This window comes from Stenotrophomonas nitritireducens, from assembly GCF_050984405.1.
GTDB classification, from domain to species: domain Bacteria; phylum Pseudomonadota; class Gammaproteobacteria; order Xanthomonadales; family Xanthomonadaceae; genus Stenotrophomonas; species Stenotrophomonas nitritireducens_B.
This window is the reverse complement of the sequence record NZ_CP158790.1, coordinates 2,618,721-2,642,747: the sequence shown is the minus strand read 5'-3', so window position 1 is coordinate 2,642,747 and position 24,027 is coordinate 2,618,721. Positions and strand designations below refer to the sequence as shown.

Genomic DNA, 24,027 nt, shown 5'->3' with positions numbered 1-24,027 from the left:
GTGGACTCAGTCATTGGCCACCCATCCCTTCACGACCTGGGCCACGCGCTTGGAATCGGCGCGGACCGCCTCGCGCGCCATGCGCAGGCGCTCCTCGTAGGCGTCCAGCGGCAGCGCCAGCGGCGCGGCGCCGCCCAGCTGCAACTGGTCGTTGGCCAGGCCGGGCAGGCCGTCGGCGTCCTCGACCAGGTGCACGTCGGCGCTGAGCGGGTCCTGGTCCGGGCCGGCCAGTGCCTTGGGCGGACCGGCGATCTGGCGCAGCGCCGGGCGCAGCACGCCGAACAGCAGGGCCAGCACCACGATGGCGCCGAGCACCAGGCGCAGGCCGTCGCGGACCTGCGGGATTTCCCACCACTTGGGCTGCTCGACCGGAGTGGTGTCGCGCACGAACGGCGCGTTCATCACCGACACCGTGTCGCCGCGCGCGGCGTCGAAGCCGACCGCCTGCTTCACCAGTGCCTCGACGCGGGTCAGCTCGGCGGCGCTGAGCGCCTGGTCGCTGACCTTGCCGTTGCTGCCCGGGCGCGGCACGTGGTCGACCAGCACCGCCACCGACACGCGCTTGACGCGGCCGGCCGGCTGGCGGGTGTGCTGCAGGGTGCGGTCCAGCTCGTAGTTGCGGGTGGCGTTCTTGCTGCTCTCGGTCGGGGTCGCGGCGGTGGCCGGCGCGGCCTCCGGGCCGGGCGGGGTATTGCTGGCCGCGCCGGGCACGCCCTGCGGGCCCTGCGTGGTGCTGGTGTTCTCGCTGATCTGCTCGCTGCGCACCTTCTGCGGCTCGCCGTTGTACAGCTCGCGCGCTTCCTCGGTGATGGAGAAATCCATGTCCACGCTGACTTCCGGGTTGACCCGGCCGGCGCCGGTCATCGGCTCGAGCAGTTCGCGGATGCGCTGGTTGTAGGAGGTTTCCAGGCGGCGCACCTGGTCGAACTGGGCGGCGTTGAGCGCCGCGTCGCTGTTGGGGTCGGCGATGGTCAGCATGCGCCCGCTCTGGTCGACCACGGTCACCCGCTCCGGCGCCAGGTCCGGAATGCTGGAGGCGACCATGTGCACGATGGCGTCGACCTGGTTGCGCTCCAGCTGCTGGCCCGAACGCAGTTCCAGCACCACCGAGGCGCTGGCGACGTCGCGCTGGCGGGTGAAAGCGCTGGGCTTGGGAATGGCCAGGTGCACGCGCGCGTCGCGCACCGGGCGCAGGGTGGTGATGGTGCGCACCAGCTCGGTTTCCAGCGAGTGCTGGTAGCGGGCGTTCTCCATGAACTGGCTGACGCCGAAGCCGGGGTCGCGCTCCATCAGCTCGAAGCCGAGCCGGCCGCTGTCGGTCAGGCCCGAGCCGGCCAGCTTGAGGCGGGCGTCGTGGATGTTCTTCTCCGGCACGCTGATCGCGCCGGTGGCCGCGTCCAGCTCGAACGGGATCTGCGCGGCGCGCAGCAGGTCGGTCGCCTCGGCGGTCGCCTTCTGGTCCAGGCCGGTGTACAGCGGCACCATCGGCGCCTTCTGCGCCCAGAAGAAGACGAACAGGCCGGCCGCCACGGCGATGGCGATCATCGCCATCAGGCCCAGCCGCCGGGTGATCTGCAGGCTCTGCAGCCGGTCGAACCAGGCGCCGGCCTTTTCCGAATTGAATGAATCCTTGGACAGCGCGAGTGCCATGGCGACCGGTTCCTTACAGCGGCATGTTCATCACGTCCTGGTAAGCCTGGACGAGACGGTTGCGGACTTCCACCGTGGCGCGGAACGCCAGCTGGGACTGCTGGGAGGCGACCATGACCTTGGCCAGGTCGGCGCCGGACTCGCCGCGCTCGAACGCGGCCGCCAGCGCGCCGGACACCTGCTGGGCGCGGTTGACGTCGGCCAGGGCGCCCTGCAGCGTGTCGGTGAAGCTGGCCGCCGGGGCCGGCCGGACCCCCGCCAATCCGTCGATGGCGTTGCTGCGCGCGACGTCGGCGGCCGGCAACGGCTGGCTCGCCTGGGTCTGGAAGCTGCGGATCTGGGAAAGGATGGAATTGACGGAGTGGGACATCGGCAAGGTTCCGGGACAGGGGAGTACTGCCTGTTCATGTGCAAGTCGCGTGCCGGAACCGGAGTCACGGGAAAACCCGCAGGGAAGCGTGCGATGGCGGGACGGGCGGCGGACCCGGCGACGGTTTTCCGTCGGGGAGGCCGGGAATCGTGACGGTGTGGTGGAGGCCGGGCCGATGCGGGGCCGCCGGCGGTGGATGCCGCCGCCGGGTGCCGGCCGCTGGCCGGCTCTCTCCGGGACGGTGAAGCGCGCCGGCGCGTCGTCCCGCGGCCGGCGTCAGCGGACGACGGAAAACCGGCGTCGGGCGGCCCGCTTCCGGCTCAGGGCAGCCAGGCTGCCCGCCATTCCGCCAGGCCGGCGTCGGCCAGCATCCAGTCGCGGTGCACCACCGCACGCAGCGCGTCGCCGGCGGCGGCACGGGCCTGCGCGTCGGCCAGATGCGCGCGGATCGCCCCGACCCAGTCGCGGTGGCGGTTGCGGACCCGCGTCACCGGCAGCCCATCGTCGCGGTAGGGGCCGACATCGCTGCACACCACCGGCACCGCGCAGGCGCCGTATTCCAGCAGGCGCAGGTTGCTCTTGCACTCGTTGAAACGGTTCTGCTCGAGCGGAGCGATGGCCAGGTCCAGATTCAGGCGCGCCAGGAAACGCGGATAGGCCTGGATGTCGACGCCGGGATGGAACTCGGCCACGTGCGGGCGCAGCCGGTCCGGGCACATGCCCAGGAACACCCAGTCGACCTCGCCGGCCAGCTCGGCCACCACGTCGGCCACCATTTCCAGGTCGCCGGTATGGCCCAGTCCACCGGCCCAGCCCACGCGGGGGCGGGGGCCGGCATTGCGGCGCGGCGCCGGCAGCGCCTTCCACCAGGACGGCGGCAGGCGGTTGCGGGCGATGCGGATGTCCGGGTGCAGGCCGGCGAACGCCTCGGCCAGGGCGGGAGTGGAAACCACGAAGCGGTCGACCGTGCCGAGCGCCTGGCGCAGGCTGCGCAGGACATCGCGCGGCATGTGCTCGCGGTGCACGCTCTTGGCCGGCAGGTTGGGCAGGTAGTCGTCCAGCTCGTAGACCTTCAGCGCCCGCGAGAAGCGCGGCATGCGCCGCATGCGTTCCAGGTCCTCGTCGGAAACCCGGCGCTGCAGCACCACCACGTCCGGATCGATGCGCGCCTGCTCGACCGTATCCAGCAGCGTGGCGTAGAGCGCGCCCTCGGCATCGCCGGCGGCGCGCAGCGCCTCGAACGGCTGGATCACCCGGTACTGGCCGCTGCCCCAGGGATCGGCCGGATGCGCGAGCACGCGCGGAACCGGCCGCCACGGCAGCGGCTGCCAGGAGAAATCCGACTCGCCGAGGCGGAAACCGCCGGGTACGTCCAGGCGCAGGTTCGGGTTGTAGGCCGGATCGTGGGCCAGGGCGGGCAGCCAGCGCTCCAGCAGCGCATCGCTGGCCGCCTCCGGCAACGGCGCGGCATCGAGCGAATGCAGCAGCAGCGCGTGCGGCGTCCATACCGTCAGGTAGCCGCGCTGGCGCGCGCGCAGGCACAGGTCGACGTCGGCGCCTTCGTCGGAGAAGGCGGCGTGGTCGAAACCGTCCAGTTCCATGAACAGCGCCTTGTCGACCAGCAGGCAGCTGTCGGCCACCGCCGAATAGTTCTGCGCCACCTGCAGGCGGTTCATGTAGCCGGGCGCGTCCATCGGCGAACCGGCGAAGGCGCGGCCGCCGCTGGACAGCAGGCCCGGCACCAGCCCGGCGTGGGTGACCTTGCCGTCGGCCGAGATGGTCTTGCCGCCGACGATGCCGACCTCGGGACGCAGGCCATGGTTGAGCAGTTCGTCCAGCCACTGCGGCTGCAGCGCCGCCACTTCCGGGCGCAGGAACAGCAGGAATTCCCCCGCGGCCTGGGTGGCGGCGACGTTGCACGCTGCCGCATGCGGCAGCGGCGGATCGAAGGCGAAGGCGCGCACGCGCGCGGCCGCCAGCGACTCCACCTGCTGCATCCACTGGCGGGTCTGCGCGCTGGCGCCGTTGTCGACCAGCAGCAGTTCGTAGTCCGGGTAGCCGGTCTTCTCCAGCAGCGAGACCACGCAGCGCTCCAGCGCCGCCAGCGCGGTGTCCGGCGCGACGACCACGACCATCGAGACCGTGGGCCGCCGCTCGTGGCCGTAACCGATCCGGTACAGGCCGGCACCGGCGCCTTCCACCGTCGCGCCGGCATAGCCGCGCGCGTGCAGGTGGCGCAGGATGACCCGCTGCTGCGCCTGCGCGTCGAAGCGCGGCGGCGCGCAGGTCAGCAGCGGCTCGGGCAGGTGGGCGATGCCGTCGAAGCCGCCGTGCTGGACCAGGCGCAGGATCAGGTCCAGTTCCGCCGCATCGCCGGCCTCCGGATCGAAACCGCCGGCGTCGAGCGCCACGTCGCGGCGGAACACCCAGTGCCCGGCCAGCATCGTGGGGTTGCCGAGCAGCAGGTCGAGGTTGAGGTCGGGGCGGAGGCAGGGCGCCAGGTTGTACTGCGCATCCACATGCCACTCGTCGCCGTATACGGCGCGCAGGGCAGCGGCATCGCCGGAGCCCAACCGGACCAGCAGCCGGTCCAGCCCGGAGGCATGGAGTTCGGCGCCGGCGTCCACGAACAACACCCAATCGGCGGAACTGTTGCGCAGCATGCCGGCCGGCGCCGCGTTCGCAACGGTGTGGTGACCGGAGATGGCATCAGAATCGGGAGTCTGCCTTCCCCCCATCACGCGGCAGCGGACCGCGTCGCCCGCGGTGGCGTACCGGGCCACGCTCGCCAGTGTCCTGCGCAGGGCGGCAGCGGGCCGGTCCTGCGCACGGATCACGATTTCCAGGCACGGACGGGGCAGGCTGGCCAGGGCGGCGCGCTGCGCTTCCCGCTGCGCGCGGGTGGGCTGGCGCCGTGCCTGCCAGTCCAGCAACGGCCATCGGCCCCTGGAAATGACCAGGGCCTGTTCCAGCGCATCGAGGAGATCCACCTTTCTGGCGGAATGGCTGCCGTCGAGCGGAGCGATGGTCACCTGGCGGGTGTCGCCTCCGGGGTACCAGCCCAGACTGTGCAGCGCGTGGCGGAACTTCTCGTGCCACTCATTGGCGATACCGGGGCGATCCCGCCCCTGTTGGCTGAACTGCTGGCGCGAGATGCGGAAATCGACCAGCGGCCGTGCGCTGATCGCCACCGGCCCCTGGTGCAGCAGCTTCACGTACATGGACAGATCGGCGAGCCAGGAGATATGCGTGCCGTCAAGCACGGCAAGCTGCTCGCCCATCCCGAGCAACGGCGCCCGCCGGCACAGCGCGACGCTGGGTTCGCCGAGGAAATTGAGCGTGTGGTCGCAGAAAAACCCGATCAGGTCATGGCCGTCGAGCCATACGTCGTGAGTTGCCGGAAAGGCGGACGGCAACTCGTCGGGCAAGGGCATGCCCGATTCGTCGACAAGCCGGCGCCGGGAGGTCGCCAGTGCCAGCCCCGGGACCCGCTCGAACGACTCGAGCAGAGTGGCCACGCAGTCGTCGTGCAGCACGTCGTCATCGTGCAGGAACTTGACGTACTCGCCCTCGGCCAGCCCGATCGCCCGCGCGGTACTGCGCACTTCCCACAGCCGGCCGGGGTTGCGCGAGTAGCGCACCGGGAAATCCACCTGCGCGGCGAACGCCTCGACAACTGCCTGCACGTGGCCGGCGGGCGAGTCGTCGCAGACCACCAGTTCCAGCGGCCGGTGGGTCTGGCGGCGCACGCTCTCCAGAGCCTGCGGCAGCCAGCGCGCCTTGTAGGCCGGCATCACCACGCTGACCAGGGGAGGGGAGGACGGAGGAGAATTCATCGGCATCAGGGGGCGTTGCGTCCGGCGATTGCCGCGTGGATTCGTTGCACCACGCGACTGGAGTTGTTGGCATCCAGGTGCTGGAAGAAAAGGCGGCGGGCGCTGAGGTAACGCTCATCGGGCCGGTATTCGGACTGTGCCAGCAGTGCGTCCAGTTCGGCGAGCAGGGCGTCGAAGGTGGTGGTCATCGGTCCCGGGAAAGCGAGGTCCAGGTCGTACAGCAGCCCGTTCTGCCGCGTACGGTAGTGTTCCAGGTCGTAGGCGAAACCGAGCACCGGCAGTCCCAGGTAGAGCGCGTCGATGTAGACCGAGGAATAGTCGGTGAAGACCAGCGCGCTTTCGCGCAGCAGCGGAGCGATTTCCTGGAAGCGCTCATGACCCAGGTCCACCAGCACGTCGCCGTCAAGATGATGCGTCGGATGCAACGGCGACGGGGCGTTGACCAGATAGTGACAACGGATTCCGAGCACCGCGTTGTGGCGGCGCAGCACACGCTTCAATCGCGCCACTTCGTCATCGTTGAAGCAGTAGGCGCGCTCGCTGGCGACACTCGCGTCGCGGTAAGTGGGAGCGTACAGCACCAGGCGTCGCCCACGGCGCAACGTGCGCACGCGCTCGGTTTCCTCGCGCAGGGCAACGGGAAGTGCGTGCTCTGCGATGCGCAGGAAGTCGTTGCGGGGCAGGCCGGTGACCCAGACATTCGTCGGCGGCAGCGGATGGAAGATCGCCGCCATCGCGTAGGCATCGATTGCGGAGGACGCCACCAGTCCGGTGTAGAACCGGCGCTCGCGGCGGCGGTACCTGTCGCGGTCGCCGTGCTGGCGCTGCTCCGGGTTGGCCAGCGCGAACAGCCTCTTGAGCGGAATGCCGTGCCAGAGATTTACCGTGATGCGGCGGCGCAATGAAGGGCGGGGCGCACCGTAACGGCCATCACTCCAGGCCAGCGACATGTCCAGTGCGCTGGAGTTCGTCAGCAGCAGGACGCCGCAGCGGGTGAGCATCCAGAGGCCGGCGAGGGTGTCCAGGCGCACGACCCGGACACGCGCGCTTTCTTCCACGCCCCGCGGCCATTGGCTGCCGCGTACGAACACCCGGCAGTGGACGCGTGGATCGTCTTTCACCTGCTCATAGACCGCGCGCGCGTTCTCGATGAACTGCCCACGCTTGAGCGGATGGTCGAAGAACGCCCAGTAGTCCCTGCGCTTGGGCACCAGCAGGTCCAGCAGCCGCCACGCGAGCAGCAGCGGGGTTCCCAGCCATGCGGGCATCACGGCCGCGCTTCCATCAGGCGGCGCGGACCCGCGCGTGCGCCGTCAGCAGCTCGCAGATGTGTTCGACCTCTGCATCCGGAAGATCCGGATGGATCGGCAGGCACAGCACCTGGCGCGCCGCCGCATGCGCGACCGGCAGGTTGTCCGGCGCGGCGGAGGGGAAACCGCGATACATCGGGAATTCGCTGATCAGCGGGTAGAAGTAGCGCCTTACCAGGATGCTCTCGGCGCGCAGCAGGTGGTAAAGCTCGTCGCGCTGCAACGGGTAGTCGTCACCGACGAGTACCGGGAAATAGGCGTGGTTGTGCCGCACGTCCGAGGGCCTGGACAGGCATTTCATCCCGGCGACACCGGCCAGGCGCTGCCGGTAGAGGGCATCGATGGCCGCGCGGCGTTCGAGTGCCCGGTCGATATGCTTGAGCTGGAGCAGGCCGAACGCGGCGCTGACCTCGTTCATCTTGCCGTTGATGCCGGGCGCCACCACGGTCGTCTCGTTGACGAAACCGAAGTTTTTCAGGTGGTCGATGCGCTGCTTGGTGCGCGCGTCCGGGCAGATGATGGCGCCGCCTTCGAAAGTGTTGAATACCTTGGTGGCGTGGAAGCTGAGTACCGACAGGTCGCCATGCCGCAGTACGCTGCCCCGGGCATCGCCGACCGCGAAGGCGTGGGCGGCGTCGTAGATCACGCGCAGGTTGTAATTGTCCGCGATGCGGCCTATGGCGTCCACGTCGCACGGCGTGCCGTAGCAATGCACCGGCATGATGGCGGTGGTCTGGGGGGTGATGGCCGCCTCGATCCGGGCTGGATCGAGATTGAAGGTGACCGGGTCGACATCGACGAACACCGGCTTGATGCCGTTCCACAACAGCGAATGGCCTGTGGCGACGAACGAATAAGGCGTGGTGATGACTTCGCCGGTGATGCGCAGCGACTGCAGCGCGGTGACCAGCGCCAGCGTGCCGTTGGCGAACAGGGCGATGTGCTCGACGCCGAGGTAGGCGCACAGCGCCTTCTCCAGCGCTTGGTGCATGCTGCCGCCGTTGGTCAGGATGCGGCTCTCCCAGATCCGTTCCAGGTACGGTACGAACTCTTCCAGCGGGGGCAGCAGGGGGCTGGTGACCGGGATCGGCTTCTTGGTAGTCATCGCAGGCGGGCCAGGGCGTCGGCGGAGTGCCGGCCTGCGACAACATGCAAAGCCTGTGCCTGCGGGGCGCCGGTCAGTTGACGGCCAACCCCAGGCCACCGGCTTCCGGGGAAAACGCCAGGCTGCCCAGCGACGAGCGCAGGGGCAACGAGGCCGGCAACCCGGGCGGCACCATCGCCGGGCCGATCCGGTAGCGGCCATGGATGCCGTCGGCGGCGCGGTAGTGCAGGACCAGCCCGTAGAGGCCTCCGCTTCTCCACTCCGGGACCCGCATGTCCAGGCGGTAACGCCAGCGATGCTCGCCTGTTCTGCCCCCGGGCTGGAATTCCCAGCTGCCCTCGCCATCGAGGGAGTGCAACTCGAACCGGACTTCGCAACCGGCCATGATCCGGTCATGAAGCTCCAGGGTCAGGCCCAGGCAGTCTTCGTCCAGCGAGATGTCCTCCACGCGGAAAAAACCGATGTTGGGGAACTCCAGGCGCATCGAGGCGCGAGGCAGGGCAACCTCGGGGTTGTCCAGGAAAGGCTGCTTCCAATAGCAGGCCCCATCGATCTCCGCGATCCAGCCGCGCTCGCTGGTGACGCCCAGCAGGAAGCACAGTCCTTCCAACTCCCCCCGTTTGATGAGTTCCAGGTAGAGACAGCGCCGCGCGCCGAGTGCGCGCCAGTCCAGGTCTCCATACAACGCGATCAGTTGCTGCATCGCAGCGATGAACGCACGCCGGAAGGCCGGGGAGCCGACGATGCCCGGGGCGGCATGCAGAGCGCGTTGCAGGTTGGCCACGGCGATGGCGCGGCGGTAGTCCGCCGCCTCGGGGATGGCGTCGAAGTCGTGCCATTCCAGCATCATCGAGCGGATGCGGTCGATGAAGTTGTCCGCCTGGCGGATGTTCTGCGAGATGGAGGAAGCGGCGCCCTCTGGACGCTGGCGCCAGTAGTAGACCAGCTCGGGAACGATCACGGTCCGCCGGCTGTACCAGTAGGCGCGGTGGACGAACGGGCGGTCCGCATACAGCAGCCCGGGGACCATGCCCAGCCCGTTGCCGCGAAGGAATTCTGTGCGGAATACCTTGTTCCAGTAGAAGCAGTCGTGGATGACATCGGGGAACTCGGCCACCGAGTCGAAGCTGCGGCGGCGCGACCAGACGTACGGCTCGTACAGGAACGCCACCGACGAAACCTTGTCGTTCTGCAGGCGTGCCGCACGGCCGATGACGATGTCCGCCTCGGCCTGCAGCGCCTGTTCCATCAGCAAACGGTAGCCGGCGCGGGTTACCTTGTCATCGGAGTCAACCAGCGCCACATAGCGCCCACGGGCCAGTGACACGCCAAGATTTCCCGAGACCGCGCCGCCTTCGTTGTGCTTGCTTACGCAGAAGAAGTTCGGGTAGCGCTGCGCGTAGTCGCGGCAGATCGCCAGGCTGTCGTCGGTACTGGCGTCATCGATGGCGATGATCTCGATGTTGCGGTAGTCCTGCTGCAGCAACGAATCAAAGCACGCCGGAAGGTACTGGGCGGTGTTGTACACCAGTACCACGATCGACAGAAGCGTGGCGGTATCTTCGCAGGCGGGGCGTTCCAGGATCATGCGCGCGTCTCCCTCAGCTGCTCCAGGGCGTCGACGTCGAATACCGGTATGCCGCGCGCGGCGGCCACCTCGGCGCGCTCGCTGAAGGCATCGTCGATGAAGATGGCCGCCTCGCCCGGCGGGATGGCCGTGCTCTTGGGCGATCCGTCACGTACATGCACGATCCGCTCGAACAGCGCGGTGCAGATGCGGTGCCGGGCGAGGGTCTGTTCCGGTTCCGCGGCGTGACGGGTGATCAGGACCACCGGGATTCCCCGCGCATTCCATTGGTACAGCAGCGCCACCACCAGCGGCTCCGGTGCGCCGCGCACAAGCAGCGTGTCGTCCAGGTCCAGGTAGACGCGCTCGTAGGCGATATCCGCCCGCCAGCGATTGCCCAATGCCCGGTCCATGACCAGCGGATAGTGCTGGGGCATGACGGTGAAAGACATGCCAAGGTGCGCATAGACGCTCAGCAACGGGTAGTTGATGCCGCGCATGCGGTTCAGCGCCATGGAGCCGGCGATGCGCGGCGCGACTTCCAGCAGCTTGGGCATTCCCTCGCGGTCGCGTCGCGCCTGGAAGAACCATGCTCCCTTCAGGCGCAGCTCCGAAGCGATGGCTTCGGCCATTGCCTGGAGCGCCGGGTCCGACGCCGCCGGTTCGGTACGCACGCTGATCCCGGACTTGACGCGCCCGCGTACCCGCGCCGCGGCATGCAGTAGATCACCGCTGCTGCTGGAAATGCAGTCCACCGTGTACTCGGTGCCGGGCAGGTACTCGCTGAAGACATACTCGATGCCGCTGGCGGCCAGTTGCCGGTGACGCGCGATATCGTCAACGCGTTCGGCACCCTGGCTGCCCTGGCCGACCGCGGGCTTCGCGAAAATTGGATAGCCCGTGGCATCCGGTTCGGCGCGGCGTGGCACGATGCCCAGTCCCTGCAACTTCTCGTAGGTCCGGTTCTTGTTGCGGCAGATCGCAGCCGTGGCCGCATCGGGCACCATCGCTGGAGCGCGCAGGCGCTGCCGGTTGTCGGCAAGGACGGGGATGACGCTGTCGTGCGCCGGCACCACCAGATCGATGTTCCACGCATCGATCAGCATGTTGAGCTGGGAGACGAGTTCGGCCGAACCGGCCAGCGCCGGGATCTGCCTATAACGCGCATAGACGAACTCGCCATGGTCCGATACCGAGGATGCGCCATGCAGGCAGATGTCCTTGGCGTGGCGCAGGGCCGCATGGATCTCCAGGCCGATTTCCGAGCCGCAGGGGAACACCAGCACGTTCACCATCATGGCTGTGCATCCTCGCAGGACCGGGCGAGCAGCATCGCTTCCGTTCCATCGCTGCCGGATGACATCCGTTCGTCCGTGAAGCGGTTGCTGGGGGGAAATGGGCCGAAGAATGCAGCGACCACGCGCTCGGCGGCCCTGCCGTCGTTGAGCGCGCAGAACCGTTTCCTGAATGCCGCATACCGTTCCGCGTGGGCGGCTTGCACGGTGGGCAGGTCGGAAAGCAGCTCGATCAGTTCCTCGTTGCTGCGCGCGATCGGACCGGGCAGGTCCTGCTCCATGTCCAGATAGAAACCGCGGACTTCCTTCGCGTACCGCTCCATGTCATAGCAGTAGAAAAGGATCGGGCGACCGGTGGTAGCGAAGTCGAAGAAGATGGAGGAGTAGTCGGTGACCAGGACGTCGGCGATGACGCAGAGGTCGGTGGCATCGTCCACGTGCGACATGTCCCGGACATTCGATGGCAGCGGCCGATCCTGCAGGCCGCGGCTCACCAGATGATGCGCACGGATCAGCAGGACCTGGTCCGGCTGCAGCGCGGCGGCCACCCTGTCTATGTCCAGGCGCAGATCGAAGTCGAACCGCCAGTGCCCCACCTGCCGGTCGTCGCGCCATGTCGGCGCGTACAGCACGAAGCGATGATCGCCGGGCAGGCCAAGGCGGCAAAGGATGTCCCGGCGGTCGGCTGCCTCTCCCGCCAGCGGATCGGCCAGCGGGTAGCCCACTTCCAGGACTTCGCCCCCGTGGCGGAAAGCGCGCGCCAGAATCGTGCTGGAATAGCCGTTTTCGCTCAGCAGATGGGTCCAGGCGCGGGATTCCCGGTACAGGTTCTCGCGGGCATCGACCTCCGGGCCGGAGACCTCGATATCGTAGCCAAGCCGCTTGAGTGGAGTGCCGTGCCAGGTCTGCAGGTAGCGTGTTTCCGCCTTGCGGCCGTGCGCGGCGAACAGGATGTTGTTGACGCGGTACCTGGCCTGCGCGAGCAGCCGGTAATAGGCCGTCGAACCGCGTTTCACCCGTGGCGGATCGCCCGGGATGGGCGCTTCCCCGTTATAGGCCCAGACGCACCGCAGATCGGGGCGCATTCGTCGCAATGCTTCGTAGATGTATCGGGGATTGCCCGCATATGCCTTGCCCAGGAAGCTTTCGAACACGACCAGGTCGTCCTGGAGGGGCAACTGCTCCAGCAGCATGGGAAATGCGGCGCGCGTGTTTTCCACGTCGACGGTCTGGGCATGCTGCTGCAACGGGGCAGTGAACAGCACCAATGAGCTGACGCTGTCGCTCAGATAGGCGGAGATGCCATGGCCGTCGACGGTCTGCTGGAAGAAGTGACGATGGCCGGTTCCGGCCGTTGTTCCGATCAGCGGCTCGAACACGCCGCTGCCGTCCAGTTCGATCTGCACGTCCCAGCGCAGGGGGCGGTCGTCCAGCAGGGCCGTTGCCGGCAGTTCCGCCCGGATCGCGTCGCCTTCCGGCTGGAAGTGCAATGGCAGCAGCCGCCGACCATCGCGCGAGCGCAGGCGAAGGCGGGTCACCCGCGTCGGGCGGGGATGCAACAACAAGGCGGGGCAGCGCTGGTCGGCACCCTCGCCGGCAGGCTGGATGGCGAATACGGGAAGCATCAGCGGGAACCGCCGGCCAGAACGTTGGCCACCAAGGGCGTGCCGGCGATGGTGGACTCGACGTCGTCGCGGCGTATCCGCGCCTTGATCGACGAACTGGAGATGTCTTCGGTCCTGGGCAGGTAGCGGACTTCGCAGTGGCAGGAAAGCGCATCGAAATGACCGGTCCAGTCCGAACCCATCACCAGGAGGGCGGCACCATGGCGGTGGATGTCGGCGGCTTTTTGATCCCAGCTTTCCTCCGGAAAGACATCGTCGACATAGCGGATGGCACGCAGCACGGCCTCGCGGTCGGCATAGCACTGGGTGGCCGTCTTGTTCTTGATGGCATTGAACCGGTCCGAGGACAGGCCGACGATCAGCCGGTCCCCCAATGCCCTGGCACGGCGCAGCAGATTGACATGCCCCACATGCAGCAGATCAAAGGTCCCGTAGGTGAGAACGAGCGTCATGAGGGGTAATCCGTGCGTCCAGGTTGAACGGACGCAGGCAAGTTCCGTGCCGTGCCGCGCACAACGGATGGCTCAATCGCAGGTCGGGTTCCAGTAGTTCGAACGACTGATGCTGCCGCCGTCGGGCTTGTAGGGCGGCTGTGCCATGGACAGATGGGGGCGCTCCCAGGCAATGTCGCGACGGACCACGCGGGCGGGGGCGCCGACGGCTACGCAGTTGTTGGGAACGGGGCCGGTGACCACGCTGTCCATGCCGATCACGCTGCCATCACCGATGCGCGCGCCCCCCAGGCAGCGCACTCCGTAGGCCAGCCATACGTGCGCGCCGATGGTGATGTCCTCGGCCGGATTGACGCGCAGGCCGGTATGGATGTCGAAGATGGGGTGCGCATCGTCACTGCGCAGCTGCACCTCCGAGGCAAGCATGCAATCGTCGCCGATCACCAATCGAGCCCCTTCGCTGGTGGCGATGAAGGCTCTCGCGGTGGTGGTCACGCCGGCACCGATCTCCACCCGGCAATCCTCGCCCAGGCGGATGGTCGCCGAAAAGTTGCCGCCCGGGCCGGCCGGACCGATCCGGCAATGTGCATTGGAACCATGGAACTCCACGGACAGCGCGCCCAGCCGCGCGCGTGGATGGATCTCCAGCGTGCAGTTGCTGCCTTTGAACAACGTGGTCAGATTGTTCAATCCGACCGGGGCGAGGACCCGGTTGCCTCGCTCATCGCGCAACTCGCAGTGTTCCGGGGCAGCGGTTGCTGCTCGTTTGTTTTCCGTCCTGCTCACTCGGCACCTGACTCGCGGTCGATCCCGTACTTGCGCAGCTTCTCCACCAGGGTGGTGCGGCGCAGGCCGAGCAGCTGCGCGGCGTGGGCGACCACGCCCTGGGTGCGTTCCAGGGCCTCGTTGATCAGCTTCAGCTCGATGCCGGCTATGTGGTCGCGCAGGTCCAGGCCGTCGCTGGGCAGGTGCGCCGGGACCGGCGCGGTCGTGGCCGTGGCCGGTGCGCGCGGGCGCGGGCGCCGCGCCGTTGGACAGGCTGGCCAGCGGGCGTTCCTCGTCGTGCGCGGGCGCGCGCGCGCCGGCGCCTGGTCGCCGCGGTAGCGGGCGGGCAGGTCCTGCACCCGCACCAGTCCGCCCGGATGCAGCACGGCCAGGCGTTCGACCAGGTTGGTCAGCTCTCGCACGTTTGCCCGGCCAGCGGTAGGCGGCCAGCGCCTGCAGCGCCTCGGCGGCGAAGCGGACTTCGCCGCGGCCGGTGCGCGCCAGCTGCGCGGCGATGGTTTCCACCAGCGCCGGGATGTCGGCGATGCGCTCGCGCAGCGCCGGCACGTCGATGGGGAACACGTTCAGGCGGTAGAACAGGTCCTCGCGGAACTTGCCTTCTGCGATGCGCGTTTCCAGGTTGCGGTGGGTGGCGGCGATCACCCGCACGTTGCAGCGGATGGTCTGGTTGCCGCCGACGCGCTCGAAACTGCGCTCCTGCAGCACGCGCAGCAGCTTGACCTGCATCGGCAGGCTCATGTCGCCGATCTCGTCCAGCAGCAGGGTGCCGCCCTCGGCCATCTCGAAACGGCCCTTGCGCGCGGTCAGCGCGCCGGTGAAGGCGCCTTTCTCGTGGCCGAACAGCTCGCTTTCCAGCAGGTCCGGCGGGATCGCGCCGCAGTTGATGGCCACGAACGGGCCGTCGCGCCGTGGCGAGCGCTGGTGGATGGCGCGCGACACCACTTCCTTGCCGGTGCCCGATTCGCCCAGCACCAGTACGGTGGTGTCGAAGCCGGCGACCTGCTCGATCAGCTGGCGCAGTTCGGTCACCGCCGGGCTGGCGCCGGTGGGGCCGTCGTCCTCGCCGCCGCCGGCATGGTGCTCGGCATCCAGCCGCTTGAGGCTGGCGCGGCGCAGCAGGGCCTCCATCTGCGCGTGACGCATGGGCTGGTCCAGCGGCCAGACGTTGGCTTCGTGCAGGCCGTAGTGGCGCGCGAAGGCGAGCGGATCGCCCTCGGCCAGCAGCACCGGCGGCGGCATGCCGGTGCCGGCCAGCCAGTTGAAGAACGGCGCGGCGCGCGCCGGGTCCTCGACCGTGCCCACCACCAGCGCCATCCAGTCGTTGGAGCGGTGGCGCGCGATGTCGATGTCGCCCACGTCGGTGACCCAGCGCGGGTTGAGGTCCATGAACTCCAGCAGGGCCACCGTGCGTTCGGCGCGCACGCCCTCGCTGTCGATCACGAGGATGCGCGACTCACTCATGGCCCTGTTCCTGGCGCACGCTTTCCAGGATCGGCATGACCTCCTGGATGTAGGACAGCTTGCTGACGAAGTTGTCGGCGCCGGCGCGCTGGGCGTGCTCGCGGTGCTCGGCGTCGTCGAAATGGCTGGCGATCACGATGTAGGGCGGCTCGTCCTGGGTCTTGATCAGGCGCGTGGCCTGCAGCCCGCCCATTTCCGGCATGGCCAGGTCCATCAGCACCACCCGCGGGCGCAGCGCCTCGGAGCGCTCGATGGCCTCCAGGCCGTTGGCGGCGCTGCCGACGATCTCCAGCCAGTCGACCTTGCGGAAATGGCGCATGGCCGCGTTGATGAAGCCTTCGTGGTCGTCGACCAGCAGAACGGTGAGCTTGCTCATGGAATTCCTCGGATCAACCTGCGCGGGCCAGCAGCGGACGCGCATTGTGCCGCTTCCGCTCGCGCGCGGGGGCGATGTCCAGCTGTTCGCGGTACTTGGCCACGGTGCGGCGGGCGATGTTGACGCCCTGGCGCGACAGCAGCACGGCGATGGCCTCGTCGGCCAGCGGGCGCGAGGCCGGTTCGGATTCGATCAGGCGCCGCACCATGGCCTTGACCGCCTGCCCGGAGATGCTGGCGCCTTCCAGCCGCACGGCGAAGAAGTGCTTCAGCTCGAAGGTGCCGCGCGGGGTCTGCATGAACTTGCCCGAGGTGATGCGCGAGACGGTGGATTCGTGCATGCCGATCGCGTCGGCCACTTCCTTGAGGGTCAGCGGCGCCATGGCTTCCTCGCCCTCGGCCAGGAACGCGGCCTGGCGTTCGACGATGACCCGCGCGGTGCGCAGCAGGGTGTCGTAGCGCATGGACAGGCCGCGGGTGAACCAGCGCGCTTCCTGCAGCATCTCGCGCATCGGCTGCGCGGCGGCGCCTTCGCTGGCGGCGAGGGCGCGCTCGTAGGTCGGGTTGAGGGTGACGCGCGGCGCCGTGGCCGGGTTCAGCGCGACCCGCCATTGGCCGTCGGCGCGCCAGGCCACCACTTCCGGCACGACCGCGGATTCTTCCTGCGGCAGCAGGGTGTCGCCCGGGCGCGGCTGCAGCGACAGCACCAGGCGGATCGCCTCGTGCGCGTCGGCGTCCTCGACCTCCAGCCGCCGGGCGATGGCCGCGTAGTCGTGGCTGGCCAGCAGCTGCAGGTCCTCGCCCAGCAGCCGCGCCGCCAGGTGGCGCGCGGGAACGGCGCCGGGCAGGGCGGCCAGCTGCGCCTGCAGGCATTCGCGCAGGTCGCAGGCCGCCATGCCGGCCGGATCGCCCAGCAGCAGGCGCTGGCGGATGCTTTCCACGTGCGCGCCGTCGCGGTCGAAGCGGGCGCTGGCCAGCAGGGTCAGCTGCGGCAGCGGCGCCTGCAGGTAACCGGCATCGTCGCAGTGCTCCAGCCAGAACGCGGCGATGGCCAGGTCACCGTCGTCCAGGTCCAGGGCCAGCGCCTGCAGGATGCGCAGGTGCGGGTCGCTGGATTCGCCCATGGCCAGGCGCGCGGTGCGGTCCTCGTCGGCATCGTTCCAGCTGGCGCCGGCCACGTCCCACATCGAGCTTTCCGGCAGTTCGTCGAACGCGGCGGTTTCCACCTGCGCGTCGCCGGCCGGGGCGGCGTCGGCCGTCGCGGAAGGCGCTTCTTCCTCGAGTTCGAGCAGCGGGTTGTTCTCCAGCACCTGGCGGATTTCCTGTTCCAGCTGCAGGCCGTTGAGCTGCAGCAGGCGGATCGACTGCAGCAGGGCGGGCGTGAGGTGCAGCTGCTGGCCGAGCTGGGTGGCGAGCGTGGTCTTCATTTCGTCTGATCCCCGTGGGCGCCGTGTGAAGCGACCGTTATGGAACGCATCTTGCGTAGGGGGTGTCAGGGAATGAATCGGTGAAAACCTGTACTGCCTGGGATTTCCCCTTACTTCGTGTAAGGGATTTCCCTACTCAACGTCATTAATCCGTCGCATCGCAGTGTAGGGAAACCAGAGAATCAAGGACTTACGGATTTCTGACGGGGGTGGTGACGGGTTTCCGGATCTGTGACGTGGTTCCAGCCCGACTGTCCGCCGTCAGGCCAGTTCCTGCTGGTGGCGCACCGCCAGCAGCAGCAGGTCGTTGGCGCGGCGGCAGCCCAGCGCCTCCATCATGCGCGCGCGGTGGGTTTCCACCGTCTTGACGCTGATGCCCAGCTCCGCCGCGATCTCCTTGGTCGTCTGCCCGTTGCCGAGCTGGCGCAGGATCTGCCGCTGGCGCGGCGACAGCGCGGCGATGCCGGTGGGGCGCTCGCGCCCGAGCATGGGCGCGAGCATGCGCGCGGAAATCTGCGGGCTCAGGAACACCTGCCCGGAATGGGCCGCACGCAGCGCGATTTCCAGTTCCTGGGGCGCGGCGTCCTTGACCACGAATCCCACCGCGCCGCGGTCCAGCGCATCGCGCACGTGCGCGGCGTCGTCGTGCATGGACATCATCACCACGCGCGCGTTGGCGACCTTGTGGCGGATGTCCGACAGCGCTTCCAGGCCGCTGCGGCCCGGCAGGGAGAGATCCATCAGCACCACGTCTGGCTGCTGCTGCACGGCCAGCTCCAGCGCCTGCTCCGCGCTGCTGGCCTCGCCGGTCACCAGCACCCCGCCGAACGTCTGCAGCAGGCGGCACAGGCCGGCACGGACCAGCGTATGGTCATCGACAATCAGGACACGCACGGGCAGGGGGCATCGCTTGGGGATGGCGGCACCTTAGCCGAGCGCGCGCATGCGCGCCAAGCGGCAGAGGTCATGGCCGCGCGCGGATCAACGCGGACGCCGGCTGTCGGCGATCTGGCGGCGGTGCAGGCGGAACAGGTGGCGCTCCAGCGCCGTTTCCAGGGCCTCGCCGGTGCTTTGCAGGCGCAGCCAGAGGTAGACGCCGCCGTTGCCGGACGTGGCTTCGCCCAGCACCTGCACCGGCAGCTCGATATGGTCCGGCAGCCAGTCCGCCGGCTGCAGGCGCACGATGCCGGCGCTGCCCTGGGCGGCGCCGGTGCGCTGCCCCAGTTCCAGCCGCAGGCCGCGGCGCGACCAGCGCACCGGGCGCAGCGGCAATGCCTGCACCGACTGGCGCAGCAGGCGCCCGAGCAGGACCAGCGCCAGGTCCATGCGCGCTTCCAGCCGCTGCAGCTGCGGGTTGCCGTCGCCGCCGCGGTCGTCGCCATCGTCGGTGCCGCGCGAGTCCTCCACCAGCGCCACGCTGCGCAGCAGCATCTCGGTCGCGCCGGCGCGGATAGCGGTGCTGCCGGGCTCGAACGCCGCCGGCAGGGCCACGTCGCAGGACAGGGTGTCCTCGAACAGTTCGGTTTCGGCCGGATGGTGCACGACGCTGGCGCCGGGTGCGTTCATGCCAGCGATTCGGCCTGCTGGTAGGCGTGCACCGCGCGCACGGACTGGCGCCCGGCGCGCAGCCGGGCCGCGGCGATGTCGCGGCGCACCAGCATGTCGGCCATCAACGACTGCTGCAGGGCCAGCAGGTTGCGCAGGCCGTTGGCGGCGGCCTGGACGCCGCAGGCCTCGACGAACTCGCGCAGGCGGCGGTCGTGCCCGGTGGCGATGCGTTCGGCCTCGGCGTGGTCTTCCTGCTCGACCGCGGCGCGCAGCGCCTCCAGGTCGTCGTGCAGCGCCTGCAGGGTGTGGTCGGTATCCATCATGTTCAGGCTCCGGCGACGGCGGGGCGTTGGCGCTGCTCGCCTGGGATCGCGTTCCAGGCCGATTCGATCTCGCCCATGAGCGAGAGCGATTCCTGCAGCGCGGCGACGTCGTTGTTGAGGTTGGCCTCGGTCAGGCGCTGGATGACGTAGTCGTACAGCGCCGACAGGTTGCCGGCGATCTCGCCGCCGGCCTCGTGGTCGAGCGAACCGTTGAGGTGGCCGATGATGGCGCAGGCCTCGCCGATGGACTTGCCCTTCATGGCCTGGTCGCCCTGGGCGAGGAAGGCCTCGGCACGGCGGATGCGCTCGTTGGCGCCTTCGAACAGGAGGGCCACCAGCTTGTGCGGATCGGCATCCACAACCTTGGTGGATACGCCGACCTTGCGGTACTGCTCGGCGTAGTTGCGGCTGGAACCGTACATGGGGAGAGTCTCCTGGGACCTGGCCGGCGCGCGATCCAGGCTGCGTCGGGGATGATGGGGGGATAACCGTGTATCGGCCGTCATGGCCGTTTACTTGAACGAGGGCGGTTTATTTCTGCAGGGCCGCCAGTTGCTGGGCCAGGTAGTTGCTGGTGCCCTGCATCTGCGCGACCAGCGCGTCCATGCTGGTGAACTGCTTGGTGTAGCGCGCCGACACCATCTCCATGCGCGCGTCCAGCGCGTCCAGGTCCTTCTCCAGCTTCTTGATCTGCTTGTTGAGCGCGTCGGTGCGCATGGTCAGCGTGCCGGTGCCGCTGTCCAGGTTGCTCTTCAGGACGGTGGACAGGCCGGTGGAGAGCTTGCCGTCCTTGCCCAGCAGGCTGGCCGCCGCGCCCGGGTTCTCGGCCAGGGTCTTGTCGAAGGTGCTGGCGTTGAAGGTCAGCGTGCCGTCGGTGTTGATGGCCAGTCCCAGCGCCTTCATGTCGACCACGTTGGCGCTGAGCTGCCCGCGCATCTGCTGCTGCATGCCGCGCACCAGCGAATCGCCGGTCAGGGTCGAGGCCTTCTTGTTGGTCGCGTCGTAGGCGCTGGAGTTCTTGAGCAGGCTGACCGAGGCGTTGTAGGCGCTGACGAAGGCCTGCAGGTTGATCTTCAGCGGCGCGTTGTCCTGCGTGACCGTCAGGGTCTTGGTGGTGCCCGCCTCGGCCTTGGTCAGGTTCAGGGTGATGCCGGGGATCAGGTCGCTGATGCTGTTGCTGCTGGATTCGCGCTCGAAGCCGTCCACGCGCACGCGCGCGTTGCTCGCGGCCACGGTCTGGCTCAGGCCGCCTGCGCTGCCGTCCCAGGTCAGGGCGGACAGGCCGCCGTTCCCGCCGCTGGCCGAAATCGTCAGCGCGCCCTTGGTGCCGGCGTTGACCGCGTTCAGCACCAGGTGCTGGCCGTCGTCGGCGGTAATGACGGTGGCGTTCACGCCCTTGCCGTTTGCCGCCTTGTTGATGGCGGCGGCGACATCGGCCAGGGTGCTGTCCGGTGAGATGTCCACGTTCAGGGTCTGGTCGTCCCAGGCGATCGTCAGCCGGCCGTCGCCGACCACGCCGTCGGCGGCGAAGGCGCCGGAGGTGAGTTTCTGCGGCTGCGCCAGGCTCAGCACCTCGACGTCGTAGGTGCCCGCCGCGGCGAGGGTCTTGCCGGTGGCGGCATCGGTCACCACGGTCGCGCCGAAGCCGCTGCCGTCAGGAACCGTGGCCTTGTAGGCGAGGTTGCTGGCGCTCTTGACCAAGGCGTCCAGCGACGACTGCAGGCTGCCCAGCGAGCTCTTGATGCTGCCCAGCGCCGAAAGTTTGGCGGTGGCCGCCGAGCCCTGCGTATTGATGCGGTCCGCGGCCGGCTTGCGCTCGTTGGCGACCAACTGCTTGACGAGGGTCGGAATGTCCAGACCGGAGCCGACAACGGAGAGGGAGGACGTGGCCATTTGGATTCCTTTTGCGCAAAGGGACACCCTTGCAGGCATCCGGATTATCGGCACGCGCCCGGGCTTCTTTAGCGCCGGCGCCGTGGAGATCACGTCCACGGTGCAAGACCCGTGCCGGCCGGCTCGTCCCCGGGCCATCCTGCCGGATGCCGCCCTCCCGAATGAACGAAACCCCCGCCATCGCTGGCGGGGGTTTCGTGGCTTTCCCTTGCGGTGGCGCCGGACGGATCAGCGCAGCAGGCTGAGCACGTTCTGGGTGGCGCTGTTGGCCTGGGCCAGCATGGCGGTACCGGCCTGCTGCAGGATCTGCGTGCGGGTCAGTTCGGCCGTTTCCTTGGCGTAGTCGGTGTCGCGGATGCGGCCGCGCGAAGCCGACAGGTTTTCCGAGGTGGTGGCCAGGTTGGAGATGGTGGAGCTGAAGCGGTTCTGGATCGCACCCATGTCGGCGCGCGAGCTGTTCACCGCGGTCAGGGCCTTGTCGACGATCTCCAGGGCCTGCTGGGCGCCCTTGAACGAGGAGATGTCCAGCTTGCCGGTCACCTGCGAGTCGCTCACGGCGGCGGCGGTCTGGGCGGTGAAGCCCGTGGCGCTGGTGGTGATGCCGGTGCTGGCGGTCGCGGTGCCGGCGGTGAAGCCGCTGACGAACTGGTCGCCCTTCACCGACTGGAAGGTCAGCGCGCCGCTGGCGGCATCGACCTTGGCGTAGACGCCGGTCTGGTCCATCTTGTCGTTGACCGCCGCGGCGATCTTCTTGTTGACGGCCAGCGCGTCGTCGCCGCTGTTGTACTTGACCTCGTCGATGTTGATGGTCTTGGCGGTGGCGCCGGCGGCGGTGCTGGTGACGCTGATGGTCATGCCGGTCACCGAACCGGCCGCGGTCGCGGCGCCGGAGGCGACGGCACCGGCAGCGACGTCGGTGGCGAAGTTCATCTTGCCCAGCGTATCGACGTTGGCGTCGACGATGCTGTTGATGCCGATGGTCTGGCCGGAGTCCGCACCCACCTGGAACAGGGCGCCGGAGAAGCTGCCGTCCAGCAGCTTGGTGCCGTTGAAGCTGGTCTGGTTGGCGACGCGGTCGATTTCCTTCAGCAGCTGGTTGACTTCGGCGTTCAGCGCGTCGCGGTCGCTCTGCGAGTTGGTGGCGTTGGACGACTGCACCGCCAGCTCACGGATGCGCTGCAGGTTGTTGCCGATTTCGACCATCGCGCCTTCGGCGGTCTGGGCCAGCGAGATGCCGTCGTTGGCGTTGCGGGTGGCAACGTCCAGGCCGCGGATCTGGGTGGTGAAGCGCTCGGAGATCGCCAGACCGGCGGCGTCGTCCTTGGCACTGTTGATGCGCATGCCCGAGGACAGGCGCTGGATGCTGGTCGCCAGGCTGGCACCGCTGGTGTTCAGGTTGCGCTGGGCGTTCAGCGACATGATGTTGGTGTTGATGACTTGTGCCATGATTCGGATTCCTGTTTGGCGTTTGATCCGGCAGCTCAACCTGACCGGTACTGAGTGCAGTGGAGGTGGCGTAGGGCGCCGCAGTACCGCTGCTGATACCAATAACGGCAGCACCGCCGGCAGCTTTAGGGCTGTCGGGAAAAACGGCAGGCCCACGGCCCGCCGGTGCCGCCGGGAACGGTCGTCATCAAGGAAACGGCGCGGAAACCCCTGGTTTCCGCGCCGTTGTTTCATCCGCCTCCCGGAACGCACGAGCCCCGGCGGGCCGGGGCTCGTGCGGTATGGCGCGCGCCGGCAAGCGGCGCGGCCCGGGCCTTACTTGAGCAGGTTGAGCACGTTCTGCGGGACCTGGTTGGCCTGGGCCAGCATGGCGGTGCCGGCCTGCTGCAGGATCTGCGTGCGGGTCAGCTCGGCCGTTTCCTTGGCGTAGTCGGCGTCGCGGATGCGGCTGCGCGAGGCGGACAGGTTTTCCGCGGTGGTGGACAGGTTGGCGATGGTGGAGGTGAAGCGGTTCTGGATCGCGCCCATTTCCGCGCGCGAGCCGCTCACCGCGGTCAGCGCCTTGTCCACGATCTCCAGCGCCTGCTGGGAACCGACGAACGAGGAGATGTCCAGGGTGCCGGCCACCTTCTGCTGGTTGACGTCGGCCACGGTCTGGTCGGCCAGGGCGGTGGCGTCGATGGTCACGCCCGTGGCCGCGGTGGCCGCGCCCTTGTTGAAGCCGCTGATGAACTGGTCGGCCTTGATCGCCTGCAGGGTGATCGCGCCGGTGGTGTTGTTGATCTCCGCGTAGACGCCGGACTGGTCCATCTTGTCGTTGATCGCGGCGGCGATCTTGCGGTTGATGGCCAGCGCGTCGTCGCCGCTGTTGTACTTGACCTCGTCGATGGTGATGGTCTTGGCGGTCGCGCCGGCGGCGGTGCCGGTGACGTTGAACTGGATGCCGGTGACCGAGCCGGCGGCGATGGCGGCGCCGGACGCGATGGTGGTGGGGCCGCTGGCGGCGGCGAAGTTCATCGTGCCCAGCGTGTCGATGTTGGTGTCGACGATGCTGTTGATGCCGATGGTCTGGCCGGCGTCGGCGCCGACCTGGAACAGCGCGCCGGCGAAGCTGCCGTCCAGCAGCTTGGTGCCGTTGAAGCTGGTCTGGTTGGAAACGCGGTCGATTTCCTTCAGCAGCTGGTTGACCTCGGCGTTCAGCGCTTCGCGGTCGCTCGGCGAGTTGGAGGCGTTGGACGACTGCACCGCCAGTTCGCGGATGCGCTGCAGGTTGTTGCTGATCTCGACCATCGCGCCTTCGGCGGTCTGCGCCAGCGAGATGCCGTCGTTGGCGTTGCGCACGGCCACGTCCAGGCCGCGGATCTGCGTGGTGAACCGCTCGGAGATCGCCAGGCCGGCGGCGTCGTCCCTGGCGCTGTTGATGCGCAGGCCCGAGGACAGACGCTGGATGCTGGTCGCCAGGCTGGCGCCGCTGGTGTTCAGGTTGCGCTGGGCGTTCAGCGACATGATGTTGGTGTTGATGACTTGTGCCATGGGACTTCTCCGTTGTGTTCGGGGC

At 68.5% G+C, this 24,027-nt stretch carries 19 protein-coding genes and 1 pseudogene; all 20 read right to left on the bottom strand.

The genetic code is table 11. The annotated features are described in order from the left end of the window. Nucleotides 1-6: 6 nt before the first annotated feature. The 20 genes and pseudogenes from fliF to ABTV91_RS11610 all read right to left on the bottom strand — a co-directional run bounded on the left by fliF (nt 7) and on the right by ABTV91_RS11610 (nt 24,002). A complete protein-coding gene (gene fliF / locus ABTV91_RS11705) occupies nt 7-1,650 on the bottom strand; it encodes a flagellar basal-body MS-ring/collar protein FliF (RefSeq protein ID WP_433851605.1) in 1,644 nt (547 codons plus the stop codon). Between the two features lie 13 nt (nt 1,651-1,663). Further along, on the bottom strand, nt 1,664-2,020 hold the full coding sequence (gene fliE, locus ABTV91_RS11700; RefSeq protein WP_433851604.1) for a flagellar hook-basal body complex protein FliE: 357 nt from the start codon (nt 2,018-2,020) through the stop codon (nt 1,664-1,666). Nucleotides 2,021-2,340: 320 nt separating this feature from the next. Then, entirely contained in the window at nt 2,341-5,856 is a 3,516-nt protein-coding gene (locus ABTV91_RS11695; RefSeq protein WP_433851603.1) for a glycosyltransferase, read from the bottom strand. 5 nt (nt 5,857-5,861) lie between these two features. After that, nucleotides 5,862-7,124 carry a CDP-glycerol glycerophosphotransferase family protein gene (locus tag ABTV91_RS11690; protein WP_433851602.1) on the bottom strand — a complete coding sequence of 421 codons (1,263 nt, stop codon included), beginning with the start codon at nt 7,122-7,124 and terminating at the stop codon, nt 5,862-5,864. 16 nt (nt 7,125-7,140) lie between these two features. Then, the gene (locus ABTV91_RS11685) at nt 7,141-8,271 is read right to left on the bottom strand and encodes a DegT/DnrJ/EryC1/StrS family aminotransferase (protein ID WP_433851601.1); all 1,131 of its coding nucleotides are present in this window, start codon (nt 8,269-8,271) and stop codon (nt 7,141-7,143) included. Between the two features lie 73 nt (nt 8,272-8,344). Continuing rightward, nucleotides 8,345-9,859 carry a glycosyltransferase gene (locus ABTV91_RS11680; protein ID WP_433851600.1) on the bottom strand — a complete coding sequence of 505 codons (1,515 nt, stop codon included), beginning with the start codon at nt 9,857-9,859 and terminating at the stop codon, nt 8,345-8,347. Beyond that, nucleotides 9,856-11,136 carry an ATP-grasp domain-containing protein gene (locus ABTV91_RS11675; RefSeq protein WP_433851599.1) on the bottom strand — a complete coding sequence of 427 codons (1,281 nt, stop codon included), beginning with the start codon at nt 11,134-11,136 and terminating at the stop codon, nt 9,856-9,858. Before ABTV91_RS11675 ends, ABTV91_RS11680 begins: the two co-directional genes overlap by 4 nt. Continuing rightward, on the bottom strand, nt 11,133-12,758 hold the full coding sequence (locus tag ABTV91_RS11670) for a CDP-glycerol glycerophosphotransferase family protein (RefSeq protein ID WP_433851598.1): 1,626 nt from the start codon (nt 12,756-12,758) through the stop codon (nt 11,133-11,135). Before ABTV91_RS11670 ends, ABTV91_RS11675 begins: the two co-directional genes overlap by 4 nt. Beyond that, nucleotides 12,758-13,210: an adenylyltransferase/cytidyltransferase family protein gene (locus ABTV91_RS11665; RefSeq protein ID WP_433851597.1), complete on the bottom strand. Its 453-nt coding sequence runs from the start codon at nt 13,208-13,210 to the stop codon at nt 12,758-12,760. The genes ABTV91_RS11670 and ABTV91_RS11665 overlap by 1 nt, the downstream gene beginning before the upstream one ends. A 72-nt stretch (nt 13,211-13,282) precedes the next feature. Continuing rightward, nucleotides 13,283-13,942 (bottom strand): acyltransferase, encoded by a 660-nt coding sequence (locus ABTV91_RS11660; protein ID WP_433851596.1) that lies wholly within the window; start codon nt 13,940-13,942, stop codon nt 13,283-13,285. Between the two features lie 50 nt (nt 13,943-13,992). Then, nucleotides 13,993-15,457: pseudogene (locus ABTV91_RS11655) on the bottom strand (sigma-54 dependent transcriptional regulator). Next, on the bottom strand, nt 15,450-15,833 hold the full coding sequence (locus ABTV91_RS11650; protein WP_433851595.1) for a response regulator: 384 nt from the start codon (nt 15,831-15,833) through the stop codon (nt 15,450-15,452). Before ABTV91_RS11650 ends, ABTV91_RS11655 begins: the two are co-directional and overlap by 8 nt. A 13-nt stretch (nt 15,834-15,846) precedes the next feature. Further along, entirely contained in the window at nt 15,847-17,259 is a 1,413-nt protein-coding gene (gene rpoN, locus ABTV91_RS11645; protein ID WP_433851594.1) for an RNA polymerase factor sigma-54, read from the bottom strand. Between the two features lie 261 nt (nt 17,260-17,520). Continuing rightward, a complete protein-coding gene (locus tag ABTV91_RS11640) occupies nt 17,521-18,153 on the bottom strand; it encodes a response regulator (RefSeq protein WP_433851593.1) in 633 nt (210 codons plus the stop codon). An 87-nt stretch (nt 18,154-18,240) separates the two neighbouring features. Next, nucleotides 18,241-18,825: a PilZ domain-containing protein gene (locus tag ABTV91_RS11635; RefSeq protein ID WP_433851592.1), complete on the bottom strand. Its 585-nt coding sequence runs from the start codon at nt 18,823-18,825 to the stop codon at nt 18,241-18,243. Next, nucleotides 18,822-19,130, bottom strand: a complete 309-nt coding sequence (locus ABTV91_RS11630) for a hypothetical protein (protein ID WP_433851591.1) — start codon at nt 19,128-19,130, stop codon at nt 18,822-18,824. Before ABTV91_RS11630 ends, ABTV91_RS11635 begins: the two co-directional genes overlap by 4 nt. 2 nt (nt 19,131-19,132) lie before the next feature. Then, nucleotides 19,133-19,552, bottom strand: coding sequence for a flagellar export chaperone FliS (gene fliS, locus ABTV91_RS11625; protein ID WP_433851590.1), 420 nt, complete (start codon nt 19,550-19,552; stop codon nt 19,133-19,135). A 109-nt stretch (nt 19,553-19,661) separates the two neighbouring features. After that, a complete protein-coding gene (fliD, locus tag ABTV91_RS11620) occupies nt 19,662-21,023 on the bottom strand; it encodes a flagellar filament capping protein FliD (protein ID WP_433851589.1) in 1,362 nt (453 codons plus the stop codon). 228 nt (nt 21,024-21,251) lie between these two features. Beyond that, a complete protein-coding gene (locus ABTV91_RS11615) occupies nt 21,252-22,469 on the bottom strand; it encodes a flagellin (protein WP_433851588.1) in 1,218 nt (405 codons plus the stop codon). A 315-nt stretch (nt 22,470-22,784) separates the two neighbouring features. Continuing rightward, nucleotides 22,785-24,002 (bottom strand): flagellin, encoded by a 1,218-nt coding sequence (locus ABTV91_RS11610; protein WP_433851587.1) that lies wholly within the window; start codon nt 24,000-24,002, stop codon nt 22,785-22,787. Between the last annotated feature and the right edge of the window lie 25 nt (nt 24,003-24,027).

Coding starts and splice junctions, on each gene's coding strand:
- ABTV91_RS11695 (WP_433851603.1), bottom strand. CDS start 5,856: ATGAATTCTCCTCCGTCCTCCCCTCCCCTGGTCAGCGTGGTGATGCCG.
- ABTV91_RS11635 (WP_433851592.1), bottom strand. CDS start 18,825: ATGAACGCACCCGGCGCCAGCGTCGTGCACCATCCGGCCGAAACCGAA.
- ABTV91_RS11690 (WP_433851602.1), bottom strand. CDS start 7,124: ATGCCCGCATGGCTGGGAACCCCGCTGCTGCTCGCGTGGCGGCTGCTG.
- ABTV91_RS11610 (WP_433851587.1), bottom strand. CDS start 24,002: ATGGCACAAGTCATCAACACCAACATCATGTCGCTGAACGCCCAGCGC.
- ABTV91_RS11685 (WP_433851601.1), bottom strand. CDS start 8,271: ATGACTACCAAGAAGCCGATCCCGGTCACCAGCCCCCTGCTGCCCCCG.
- ABTV91_RS11665 (WP_433851597.1), bottom strand. CDS start 13,210: ATGACGCTCGTTCTCACCTACGGGACCTTTGATCTGCTGCATGTGGGG.
- ABTV91_RS11630 (WP_433851591.1), bottom strand. CDS start 19,130: ATGATGGATACCGACCACACCCTGCAGGCGCTGCACGACGACCTGGAG.
- ABTV91_RS11650 (WP_433851595.1), bottom strand. CDS start 15,833: ATGAGCAAGCTCACCGTTCTGCTGGTCGACGACCACGAAGGCTTCATC.
- ABTV91_RS11670 (WP_433851598.1), bottom strand. CDS start 12,758: ATGCTTCCCGTATTCGCCATCCAGCCTGCCGGCGAGGGTGCCGACCAG.
- fliD (WP_433851589.1), bottom strand. CDS start 21,023: ATGGCCACGTCCTCCCTCTCCGTTGTCGGCTCCGGTCTGGACATTCCG.
- rpoN (WP_433851594.1), bottom strand. CDS start 17,259: ATGAAGACCACGCTCGCCACCCAGCTCGGCCAGCAGCTGCACCTCACG.
- fliE (WP_433851604.1), bottom strand. CDS start 2,020: ATGTCCCACTCCGTCAATTCCATCCTTTCCCAGATCCGCAGCTTCCAG.
- ABTV91_RS11680 (WP_433851600.1), bottom strand. CDS start 9,859: ATGATCCTGGAACGCCCCGCCTGCGAAGATACCGCCACGCTTCTGTCG.
- ABTV91_RS11675 (WP_433851599.1), bottom strand. CDS start 11,136: ATGATGGTGAACGTGCTGGTGTTCCCCTGCGGCTCGGAAATCGGCCTG.
- fliF (WP_433851605.1), bottom strand. CDS start 1,650: ATGGCACTCGCGCTGTCCAAGGATTCATTCAATTCGGAAAAGGCCGGC.
- ABTV91_RS11615 (WP_433851588.1), bottom strand. CDS start 22,469: ATGGCACAAGTCATCAACACCAACATCATGTCGCTGAACGCCCAGCGC.
- fliS (WP_433851590.1), bottom strand. CDS start 19,552: ATGTACGGTTCCAGCCGCAACTACGCCGAGCAGTACCGCAAGGTCGGC.